The organism is Streptomyces rishiriensis (assembly GCF_030815485.1).
Classification (GTDB): Bacteria; Actinomycetota; Actinomycetes; order Streptomycetales; family Streptomycetaceae; genus Streptomyces; species Streptomyces rishiriensis_A.
The window spans coordinates 7,933,016-7,944,020 of the sequence record NZ_JAUSWV010000002.1 but is presented as its reverse complement, the minus strand read 5'-3'; the positions used below and the strand labels follow the sequence as shown (position 1 = coordinate 7,944,020).

Annotated in this window: 10 protein-coding genes; 1 reads left to right on the top strand and 9 read right to left on the bottom strand. The window is 69.1% G+C overall.

Annotated elements, in window-relative coordinates; genetic code table 11:
• Positions 1 to 73 precede the first annotated feature (73 nt).
• From QF030_RS37520 to QF030_RS37510, 3 genes are all read right to left on the bottom strand, one after another.
• Positions 74 to 2,179, bottom strand: coding sequence for an MMPL family transporter (locus QF030_RS37520; RefSeq protein WP_307167017.1), 2,106 nt, complete (start codon positions 2,177 to 2,179; stop codon positions 74 to 76).
• Between the two features lie 121 nt (positions 2,180 to 2,300).
• A complete protein-coding gene (locus QF030_RS37515; RefSeq protein ID WP_307167016.1) occupies positions 2,301 to 3,146 on the bottom strand; it encodes an ABC transporter permease in 846 nt (281 codons plus the stop codon).
• The gene (locus tag QF030_RS37510; protein WP_307167015.1) at positions 3,143 to 4,150 is read right to left on the bottom strand and encodes an ATP-binding cassette domain-containing protein; all 1,008 of its coding nucleotides are present in this window, start codon (positions 4,148 to 4,150) and stop codon (positions 3,143 to 3,145) included. Before QF030_RS37510 ends, QF030_RS37515 begins: the two co-directional genes overlap by 4 nt.
• 74 nt (positions 4,151 to 4,224) lie before the next feature.
• On the opposite strand from QF030_RS37510, the gene QF030_RS37505 reads away from it, so the two are divergent.
• Positions 4,225 to 4,863, top strand: coding sequence for a TetR/AcrR family transcriptional regulator (locus QF030_RS37505; protein WP_307167014.1), 639 nt, complete (start codon positions 4,225 to 4,227; stop codon positions 4,861 to 4,863).
• A gap of 59 nt (positions 4,864 to 4,922) precedes the next feature.
• Here QF030_RS37505 and QF030_RS37500 read toward each other — a convergent pair whose 3' ends face one another.
• The 6 genes from QF030_RS37500 to QF030_RS37475 all read right to left on the bottom strand — a co-directional run bounded on the left by QF030_RS37500 (position 4,923) and on the right by QF030_RS37475 (position 10,994).
• A complete protein-coding gene (locus QF030_RS37500; protein ID WP_307167013.1) occupies positions 4,923 to 6,239 on the bottom strand; it encodes an aminotransferase family protein in 1,317 nt (438 codons plus the stop codon).
• 19 nt (positions 6,240 to 6,258) lie between these two features.
• Complete coding sequence (locus QF030_RS37495; RefSeq protein ID WP_307167012.1) at positions 6,259 to 7,311, bottom strand: ketoacyl-ACP synthase III family protein; 1,053 nt, start codon at positions 7,309 to 7,311, stop codon at positions 6,259 to 6,261.
• A gap of 103 nt (positions 7,312 to 7,414) precedes the next feature.
• Entirely contained in the window at positions 7,415 to 8,998 is a 1,584-nt protein-coding gene (locus tag QF030_RS37490) for an amino acid adenylation domain-containing protein (protein ID WP_307167011.1), read from the bottom strand.
• Positions 8,937 to 9,749: a thioesterase II family protein gene (locus QF030_RS37485; RefSeq protein ID WP_307167010.1), complete on the bottom strand. Its 813-nt coding sequence runs from the start codon at positions 9,747 to 9,749 to the stop codon at positions 8,937 to 8,939. Before QF030_RS37485 ends, QF030_RS37490 begins: the two co-directional genes overlap by 62 nt.
• Positions 9,750 to 9,759: 10 nt before the next feature.
• Positions 9,760 to 10,035, bottom strand: a complete 276-nt coding sequence (locus QF030_RS37480; protein ID WP_307167009.1) for a phosphopantetheine-binding protein — start codon at positions 10,033 to 10,035, stop codon at positions 9,760 to 9,762.
• An 11-nt stretch (positions 10,036 to 10,046) separates the two neighbouring features.
• Complete coding sequence (locus tag QF030_RS37475; protein WP_307167008.1) at positions 10,047 to 10,994, bottom strand: chlorinating enzyme; 948 nt, start codon at positions 10,992 to 10,994, stop codon at positions 10,047 to 10,049.
• Between the last annotated feature and the right edge of the window lie 11 nt (positions 10,995 to 11,005).

Genomic DNA, 11,005 nt, shown 5'->3' with positions numbered 1-11,005 from the left:
CGGCCACCGGTGCGGATGTCTCCGTCCGCACCGAGCGCCGGGAAGGCCCTCGTCTCCTACGGTCAGGAAGACGTCACCGCTGGGCGAGCGCCTGCGGCGCGAGTTCCTCGGGATCGCTCGCCGTCTCCGCGCGGCTGAGGGCACTCGGCCACCACATCCGCCGACCGAGGTCGTACGTCAGGGCGGTGACGAGGACGGAGCGCACCAGGAAGGTGTCGAGGAGTACGCCGAACGCGACCGCGAAGCCGATTTGCGCGGCGAAGACCAGGGGCAGCGTCGCAAGCGCGGCGAACGTTCCCGCGAGCACGATGCCCGCCGAGGTGATCACGCCGCCGGTGGCGTTCAGGCCGCGCAGCGCTCCGCGCCGGGTACCGTGCGCCTTGGATTCCTCGTGCACCCGGGTCATCAGGAAGATGTTGTAGTCGACTCCCAGGGCGATGAGGAAGACGAAGATCCACAACGGGATCGCCGGGTCGGCTCCGGCGAACCCGAAGATGTGCCGGAAGGTCAGGGCGCTCACCCCGAGCGCCGCCGCGAACGACAGCACGACCGTGGCGAGCAGGACCAACGGCGCGACGACGGCCCGCAGCAGCGCGCCGATGATGAGACCGACGACGATCAGGACGAGCGGCACCAGCAGGGTCCGGTCGTGCTGGGCGGCCCGCTTGTAGTCGAGGTTGACCGCGTTGCCCCCGCCGACCTTGGCCTCGGCGCCGGGCACCGCGTGCACCGCGTCGCGCAGCCGGTCGACGGTCGCGAACGCCGCCTTGCTGTTCGAGGCGGCCGTCAGCGTGCCCTCCAGGTAGACATGGCCGTCCTTCACCACCGGCTGGGTGACGTCCGTGATCCCGGGTGTGGCGGCCACCGCGGACCGCAGCGGGCCGGCTGCGCCGGCGGCGCCGATGATCTGGGCGGGATCGCCGCCGCCCGCCGGGAAGTGCACGGCCATCGCCTGCTCACCGGTGACGGCTTCGGGCGTGCTGGTGAAGGAGTCCTTCATCTGCATGTTGTCCGCCGTGAATCCGATCAGGCCGAGCGCCAGCACGCCCAGCACGGCCGAGGACCCGATCCAGGTGGCGCGCGGCCTGCGGGACACCACGCTCCCGATCCACTCCCAGGGGCCGCGCTGCGGCGGCTGCGGGGAGCCGAACGTCGGCCGGACCGGCCAGAACATCCAGCGCCCGAGGATGACGAGGAGAGCCGGAAGGAGGGTGACCATGGCGACCAGGGCGCTCGCGACGCCGATGGCCAGCGCGGGTCCCAGGCTCTTGGTCGAGTTCAGATCGGCCGCCAGGAAGCACAGCAGGCTCAGCATCAGCGTCACGGCACTGGCGACGATGGCCGACCCCGAGCGCCGCAGCGCGACCGCCATCGCCTCGTGCCGGTCCTCGTGCCGGCGCAGCTCCTCGCGGTAGCGGGCGATGAGCAGCAGGGCGTAGTCGGTGCCCGCGCCGAAGACCAGCACCGTGAGGATGAACTGGGTGTCTCCCTTGACCGTCAGGCTCCCGTACCGGGCGAAGAGGTAGATCGCCGCCTGTGCGACGAACAGGGCCACGCCCACACAGATCAGCGGGGCGATCCACAGCACCGGGCTGCGATAGGTGAGCAGCAGGATGACGAAGACGATCGCGACCGTGAGCAGGAGCAGCGCCTTGTCGGCGCCCGCGAACGCGTCGGCCTGGTCCGCGGCGTAGCCCGCGGGTCCGGTGACGTGCGTGGTGAGGGTGGGGTGGGAGTCGAGGATCGACCGCATCTCCTTGACGGCGGCCTCGATCTCGCTCGAGCCCGTCTGTCCGCTTCCACCGGCCTTGACGGGGACGACGATCTCGATGGCCCGGCCGTCCTTCGCGACCACCGGGCCGACGAGGGGCGCGGTCACGTGCTTCAGCTGCGCGAAGCGCCCTGCGTCCGCCTTCGCCACGGCCCGGTCGTCCGCGGTGATGTCACCGTCGGCTCGCTCATAGATGACGACCGCCGAGCTGATGTCCGGGGTGAACTTCTTCGCCAGTTCGATGGCCTGGGTCGACTCGGCGTTGCTCGGCAGGAACGTGCCCACCTCGTTCTTCACGACGCTGTCGAACTTGCCGCTGAACACGCTGGCGACCGCCAACAGGCCGATCCAGAAGGCGAGGACGGCCCACTTGGCCCTCCGGCCGGACGGGATTGCTGTTACTCGCATGGAATCTCCGCTGATGGGTTCGGGCAGGGGCACGCCGACGCCTGAACAAGGTCGTTGTCCGGGTTCCGCGGCATGCCGGTCCGTCCTGACGGGCCCGGCTCGGAGCCGGTGGAGCGCCTCCTCAGCCCTGCTTGCTGTACAGGCGCAGGGTGATGGGGCCGCACACGAGAGTGATGGCGGCGGTCGCGACGAGCGACCAGACGACGGGGCCACCGGCGCCACCGGTGTCGTTCATCAGGCCCCGGGCCGCGCTGGCGACATGGCTGAGCGGATTGACGTCGACGAAGGCCTGGAGCCAGCCGGGCATCGTGCTGGGCTGGACGAAGACGTTGCTGGCGAACGACAGCGGCATCAGTACGGCGTTGGCGATGCTGATGACGACGGCCGGGTCCTGGACGGCGAGGGCGACGGCCGCCCACAGCAGGGAGAGCGAGAGCCCGAAGGCGATGACCAGGGCGACGGCGGCGAGCACGCCCGGTACGCCGCCGTCGGGGCGGTAGCCCATGACCATGCCGAGGACCACCACGATGGCGGAGGCGAACAGGTAGCGGGCGACATCGCTGAGCAGGCCGCCGAGCACGAAGGCGCCGCGCCAGACCGGCAGGCCGCGGAAGCGGTCGAAGGCTCCGCTGCGCACGTCCTGGGCGAGGCGGCCACCGCCGTACATGGTGACGATGGCGATGCTCATGCTGAGCACGCCGGGCAGCAGCACCTTGAGGTATTCGCCGGTCGAACCGCTGATGGCGCCGCCGAACAGGTAGGTGAACAGCACGGTGAAAAGGATCGGGATGGCTGCCGAGTCGACGAGCTGCTTGGGGTCATGCTTGAGCTTGAGCATGGCGCGGCCGCCGAAGGTGGCCGAGGCGGCGAGCGCGCCGGCACGGTGGCGGGTGCGTCCCGCGGCGAGCAGCGCGTCGATCGGGTCCTCCGCCACAGCGGAGCGCGTGGAGACGGCAGGGGTGCTCATGCGGTCAGTTCCTCGTGGTCGATGGTGGCCGGGGCGGTCCGGTGGCCGGTCAGGGCGAGGAAGGCCTCGTCCAGGCTGGGCTGGCCCAGCGAGAGATCGGCGATGCCCACCCCGGCCTCGGAGAGCCGGGTCATGGCGTGCCCGACCAGGCGGCCCGTGTCCGTCACGTCGGAAGGGGTGGCGAGCATCATGGACAGGGCGAGCGGATCGGCGGCGGGCTGGACCGTCCCCTCCAGGGCGCCGGCGAGGATCTGCAGCGCTTGCGGACGCTGCTCGCCGTCGAGGAGCCGGACGTGCAGGGTGCCCGAGCCGACCCGGGACTTGAGCTGGGCGCTGGTGCCCTCGGCCACGACCCGGCCGTTGTCGATGACCGCGATCTGCTCGGCGAGCTGGTCGGCCTCCTCGAGGTACTGGGTGGTGAGCAGCACCGTCGTACCGGCGGCGGCGACCCGTCGCACCAGGTCCCATACCTGGTTGCGGCTGCGCGGGTCGAGGCCGGTGGTCGGCTCGTCCAGGAACAGCAGGTCGGGAGTCACGATCAGGCTGGCGCCGATGTCGAGCCGGCGTCGCATGCCGCCCGAGTAGCCGCCCACCGGACGGCCGGCCGCGCCGGTCAGGTCGAACGCGGCGAGCAGGGCGTCGGCACGCCGTCTGGCGGCGGCCCGGGACAGCCCTTGGAGCCGGCCGAGGACCATCAGGTTCTCGTACCCCGTCAGATCCTCGTCGAGGGAGGCGAACTGGCCGGTCATCGCCACCCGGGCCCGGATCGCGTCCGTCTCGGTCAGCACGTCGTGGCCGAGGACGCGGGCTGTGCCGCCGTCGGGTCGGGTCAGCGTGGCCAGGATGCGGATCGTGGTGGTCTTGCCCGCGCCGTTGGGGCCCAGGAACCCGAACACCTGACCGCGCCGGATCGTCAGATCGATCCCGTCCAGCGCTCGCTTCTCCCCGTAGACCTTGACCAGGCCGTGCGCCTCGATCGCCGGATGATCTTCACCCACGCTCATGTTTGGCATGCTGTAAGAGTTAGCTATCTCTTACGGCTTGTCAAGGTTAGGGCCACAGCCTTACTATTCCTGACATGATCGACTCGCCCGAGGCGGCTCCGCCGCCACGCCGCCGCCGCTCCGATGCCCGGCGCAGCATCGAGGCCGTCCTCAACGCGGCCCGGGTCGTGCTCGGCGAGCGGCCCGAGGCGAGCATGGACGACATCGCCGCAGAGGCCGGCGTCACTCGGCAGACCGTCTACGCGCACTTCCCCTCACGCGACGCGCTGGTCGCCGCCCTCATCGAGGCCGCGGCCGCCGAATACCTGGCCGCGCTGGACGCCGCGGGTCTCGACACCGCCCCGCCCGCCGACGCGCTGGCCCGGTTCCTCGACGTCGGCTGGCAGTTCCTTCGCCGCAACCCCCTCCTCCTCAACCCCGCCGCGTCCGGCCCTCCGCGGCCCGGACGCAACGCTCTGTCCGACGTCGTGCCCCCGCGGCTCGAACGGCTCATCCGGCGGGGCCAGGACACGGGCGACTTCGACGGGTCCCAGCCCGCTGCCTGGCTCACGGCCGCCGTCGTCGGACTGCAGCACGCGGCCGCGGCGGAAGTCACCGCCGAGCGCCTCACCACCCACGAGGCGGAGCTGCTGTGCCTGGAGAGCACACTGCGGCTGTGCGGCCTGCGAGGGCATGCCGTTCAGCCCGCCCGGGAGGTCAGCCGGCGGGAGTGAGCGAGAGGGCGGGGGCCCGGCCGACAATCCGGGATCCGACGCCGGACCGCCGGCACGGGTCACCTCGCGACGGCAGGCCGCAGACCGGACACGACGCTCGCGAATCCCCGCGCCGCGAACTCCGCCTCTTCCAGGGTCATCGTCAGCGGCGGCATCAGGACGACGGTGTCGGGCGTGTAGTGGACCAGCACGCCCTGCCGTCGGCAGGCCGCCTCCAGGTACTGCCGGTCCGGCATCGAGAGCGGGCTGCCGTCCTGGTCCACGACGTCGATCGCCACATAGGCGCCGACAGCCCGGACCCCACCGAACGCGGGCGCCCCGTCGAGCAGTTCGTTCAGCCGGGCACAGAGGAACCGGCCCAGCGCCCGGCCGTTGGCCACCAGATCCTCGGATGTGTACGCGCGGATCGCCGCGAGCGCCGCGGCGCAGGCGACGGGGTGGCCGTCCGTGGTCGACGCGTGGGCGAAGACCGTGCTGCCGGTGTCGAACGCCCGGTGGATCCGGTCCGTCGCCAGCACGGCGCCCAGTGCCGCGTACCCGGCGGTGATGCCCTTCGCGAGGCACATGATGTCCGGCGAGACTCCGGAGATGTCGGCCGCGAACATCTCCCCCATCCGCCCGAATCCCGTGAACGCCTCATCGAAGACGAGGAGAATGTCGTTCTTCGTGCAGTACTCACGTGCGGCCCGCAGGTACTGATCAGGAAGGGGCAGGCCGTTCCGCCCCTTCACCGGCTCGAGTATCACCGCCGCGATGCGTTCCGGCCCCATCGCGTCGAGCTGGGCGGCGAGTTGGACACCGCAGTCGTCGGCGCTCCCCGGCTCCGGCAGATGGCGGAATCCGTCGGGCATCGGGCCGAAGAGCCAGTGCATGATCCGCTGCCCGCTCGCCGCCATGGCCGCCATGGGGCTGCCGTGGTAACTGTCGCGGAGACCCACGACGAGCCGCTTGTCCGGTCGGCCCTCGTTCCGGTGGAAGGAGCGGGCCATCAGTATCGCGCTCTCGACCGCCGCGCCGCCCGTGTGGCAGAACCGCACACGGTCGAGGCCGGAAGGGGCGATCTCGGTGAGTGCGCGGGCGAGTTCGACGACCACGGGCGCCGGCAGTTCCCACCGCACCATGCAGACATAGGGCAGCTCGCGCGCCTGACGGGACATCGCGTCCACGACGTCGGCCCTTCCGTAGCCGAGCATCATGTTGCCGACTCCCGCGCGGGCGTCGAGGGCACGGCGTCCCGAACCGTCGATCAGCCAGGAGCCCTCGCCCCTGACCCACATGTCCTCGGGCCCGCTCCGGTCGAGGATCGCCGACGTCGGTATGGTCCCGTGCCAGAGGGGGTACGTCTCGCGATCCCATGCACGCGGCGTCGTAGCCATGTCGTCCCCGGATTCCACGCTATTCGACGGGCGCCTGGACCACGGCACATGTGAAGGTGTATCCACCGGTGCCCTGGATGATCAGGCCGAACTCACCCGGGTTGAGACCCTCCTCGATGTCCACCAGATTCGCGAGGAAGTCCCCGGCGCCGAGGCAGCCCGTGCCGCACTCGAGATAGCGGGGGTTTCCCCCTATGACCTCACTGATGGTGGGCTTGAACATGCCCTCGCGCATGGTCCGGGTGAGACGCGGCAGCGCGACACAGCTGATGTCCTCCCGGCCGACACCGGCCGTACGCAGGGCCCGCTGGACGAGCTCGTGCATTTTCGGGACACCGAGCTTGACCATGCGGGCCGCCGCGCCGGATTCCCTGAACACCTTGTTGGCGCGCCGGAGGTCGACAGGGACGCCATGCCCGAAGGGGACGGAGCTGAATGCGTCGTCCCCGCGCATCTGGACCTCCCACTCGGAGTCCGTCACCATCTCGAGCGAGAGCAGGTGGAGGAAGTCGTCGCCCTCCCCGGTCCGGCCGAGCAGGACGGCGGTCGCCGAGTCCGAATAGGCCGCGTCGTCGTCGCTCGACCACCGGTTGAATCCCGGTGTGCAGAACCGGTCCGCGGACGTGACGAGAGCCGTGCTCACGTCCGGTGTGGCGACCAGCCACTTGGCCGCGAGCTGCAGAGCCACGGCACCGCCGTTGCAGAGCTGCTGGACGTTGACGGGGAGCCCGTCGATGATCCCGGCCTGATGAGCGATGTAGTGCGCGGGCGACCACATGTCGAAGCCCTGGTGATAGCTGAAGGAATGCGCCAGGAGGCCTATGTCGGCCGGTTCGGTTCCGCTTCCCCCCAAGGCGCTTTCCACGGCCAGCGCAGCCATCTGGGGCGGCGCGATGTCGTCCGGAGCCACATACAGTTCCGTGACACCGATGCGTTCGACGTCCGCGGAGCTGAGTTCACCGTCAGGGGCGCCTTCCTTGACGGGCGGAAGCCAGAGGGTCGCCGCCTTGATGCTCAGCCGGGTCGCGGGTCCCGTGCCGGTGCGGTCCTCGGCGGCCCGCGTGTCGACCACGGGCGGATGGTTCGTCGCTGTCACTGGATCCTCAGCCTTCTCTCGTCTTCCTCCGGGACTCCGGCGGCACGAGCACACGCTCGGCGCCCGGACCCCGTGCACGTCATGACGACGCGGGAACTTCTTGGTGGTGCCGTTGCGACAGGAGCGCCCTGCGGTCCACCTTGCCCGAGCCCGTCAGCGGCAGGCTGTCGCGGACGTGGATCTCCCCGGGCATCATGTAGCCGGGAATTCTCGTGACCAGGTGGTCGTGGCACGCCCGGGGCGTGCAGGCGTCACTCGCCGGCACCACGAACGCCACCACGACCTTCTCGCCGGATTCCTTCTCGCTCGTGGTGACATAGCTCTGCTTGACGTGCGGCACTTCGTTCATGAAGTGCGCGATCTCGCCCAGCTCGATCCGGAATCCGTTGACCTTCACCTGATCGTCCAGACGCCCCTGGAAGACGACGTTGCCGTCCTCCTTGCAGAATCCGCGGTCACCGGTGTGATAAAGCCGTACCTTCTCGCCGTCGATGTCGTACTCGACGTACTTCTTCTTCGTCAGCTCCCGCATTCCCAGGTACCCCGGCGAAAGGCCCGGCCCCGCCAGGCACACCTCTCCGACCTCACCCGGAGCACACAGCGTGCCGTCGCGGATGACGTAGAGGGACGTGTTCTGGATGGGCAATCCGATCGGCAACGCGGACTCGCCCCGGACGGAGTCCCTGACGGGGTAGTACGTGGCGAAGACCGAGCACTCGGTCGGGCCGTAGACGCTGACGACCTTGTCGTTCCCGTAGTGGTTCCGCGCTCTCTCGATGTGCCGCAGAGAATGCGCCTCACCGCCGGTGAGGATCGTCCGTACGCTGTCGAGCGTGCCGGGAGCCTCGTCCACGATCACGTTGAAGAGCGCCGTGGTCACGAAAAGCGCCGTGACGCCGTTCTCCTGCACGACCCTCTTCAGCTCCGACAACCGGACGAAGTCCGACGGGTAGAGCACGCTCGTCCCGCCGTGCAGCAGCGCACCCCAGATCTCGAAGACCGCGGCATCGAACGATATCGACGCCAGTTGCGGGACGACGGCGCCCTCGTCCAGGTCGACGAAACGGGAGTTGAACACCAGACGGACGACACCCCGGTGCCGGATCGGCACGCCTTTGGGCGATCCCGTCGATCCCGACGTGAAGACGATGTAGGCGACGGAGTCCGGGTCGACCCGCAGGGGAGGGTTCTCCTCGTCCGCGTTCAGCGCCGCCAGGTCGACGGGGACCACCGGCAGATGCTCGAAGCGGACCGCCATCGCGTCGACCGCGTCGGTCAGCAGGGCCGTGCAGTCCGCCCGGCCGAAGATCCCGCTCAGGCGCCCGTCCGGCCAGGTGCGGTCGAAGGGGAGGTAGGCGGCGCCGCACTTGATGATCGCCAGCATGGCGACGATCATCTCCGGCGAGCGCCTGACGCACAGTCCCACGACGTGGCCGGGACGCACTCCGGCCGCGCGGAGCCGCACAGCCAGGCTGTTGGCCAGGCCGTTGAGGTCGCGGTACGTGAGCTTGCGCTCCTTGTGGACGACAGCGACGGCCTCCGGACGACGGCCGGCAGCCCACTCGAAGAGTTCCTTCAGGCTCTCCGCCGGATAGGCGGCATCAGTCCTGTTGATCTTCTGGTGAACGGACAGAGCCGCTTCCGAGAGGGCGATCGCATCCATTCGCATTCCCCATACGTGTGTTGACGATTCGCGTGACGTACTCCGGGTGGCTGTCCACGAAGAAATGCCCGCCCGGAACTTCGATCAGCTCGCAGTGCCGCTTGGTGAAGTTCTGCCAGCCCCGCATGGTGCACAGGCCGTCGATCGGGTCGTCCGGGCTGTAGAGGGCGGTGATGGGAACGTCCAGTGCGGACGTGTGGAGGTCGTCCCAGATCTCGGCGAGCCGGATCTCGCTGCGCACCGTCGGCAGGACGAGACGCAGCAGCCTCTCCTGCTCGAAGACCTCCGCCGGCGTGCCGCCCATCCTCGCCACCGCGTCGCGGAAGTCGCTCTCGGTCATCTCGTGCATGTACGGGCGCCTCTGCGGTGTGTCCGGACTCCGGCAGCCGGAGACGAACAGCCGTTGCGTCGTTCCCGGGTACTCGGCCGAGGCCAGCCGAGACAGCTCGTATGCCAGCCGCCCGCCGAAGCTGTGCCCGTAGAAGGCGTGCCGACGGTTCAGATACGGCGACAGCGCCTCGAAGACATCGTCCACCAGGGGCTGCCACCGGTCGTAGCGTGCTTCCTTGAGACGGCGTCCCCGGCCCGGCAGTATCACGCACAACAGCTCGACGTCGTCCGCGATCCCGCCGCGCCAGGCACGGAACGTCTCGGGGCTGCCGCCGGCGTAGGGGAAGCAGAACAGCGTGCCCGCCGGCTCCGCCACCGCCGCCTTGAGGGTCATCACCCACTTGTCGTCCGGTGCCGCCACCGTGAGCCTGCTAGTCCGCCACCGCGTCGGCGGGCTTGGTGTTGCGCTGGAGGCTGGCCACGATCTCCGCGATCCGGCTCTCGGTGAACAGTTCGTCCGGGGGGAGCGAGTCGTCGCCGAACTCACGTTCCGCCCGCTCGATGAGCTTCACCGCGGTGAGCGACGTCCCGCCGGCTTCGAAGAAGTCGTCCTCACCGCCCGTCACCCGCAGGCCGAGCTGCTTGCATGCGTCGACCACCCACGCCAGCAGTTTGTCCGGCTCCATGTGGTTGTTCGTCTCGCTCACGTGTCATTCTCCTAGCGGACCGGGAAACGGAATCCGTTGACGGTGGTCTCAGCAAAGCGGTTGTGGCCGTGCCGGTCCTCGCCGGACACCAGTACACAGCCGTACTTCTCGAGGCTCGCGCGCGCTCCGAATTCCTGGAGCTCGTCGGAGTAGGGGTAGACCCGGACCTGCGTCGGCAGATAACGAGAGGCGAAGCCGAGCCGCATCTGGTCGGTTTCGCCGCTGTGCGGGTGGGACGCGTGCATCAGCGTCGACCAGAAGAGAATGAACTGCCCTTGACGCATGACCTGGGAAACGGCCCTGGACTCGTCGGGGCTCCAGTCCGGGTCCTTCTGCAGCTGCCGGTAGTCGTAGCCGAACAGCCCGCGCTTGACGCCGTCCTTGTCCAGCTGGTTGATGATGTCCGGGTTGTATTCCATGATCTTCGACTCGTCGTAATTCATCGACGTGTGAGTGCCCGGGATGAACTGGAGACAGCCGTTCTCGACCGACGCCTCCGTGAAGGCGGTCCAGGCGGTCACAGTGCCGCCGAACTCGGCGTCCTCGGGCCACACGATGTGCGGGTGCTTGGAGCCGTCGACGCTGGAGAAGTTGTCCGCCTGGTGCCAGTCGGTCCCCTCGTCACCCGGGTACTTCGGGAACAGCTCGGTGCGCCAGCAGAGCGTGTCGGGCCCGAGGATGCTCGACACCCGGTCCACGATCTCCGGCCTGGCGATGTGTTCGGCGAGGAAGTCGACGTCGAGATGACGGTCGTAACTGGCCGCCAGATTCGTGTTTCCGGATTCCGTCCGACCCTCGCTGTATATGGACGTCTTGGTCCTGAGCAGCTTCGGCCTGATCGCCCTGAGATTCCCTTCCATCTCCTCTTCGGTGTAGAGGTCGAAAGGACCGATGTAGCCATCACGAGCGAATTGCTCCAGCTCTTCGGCGCTCAGTGCGAACGTTTTCGTACGAGCCATGATTTCTCCTT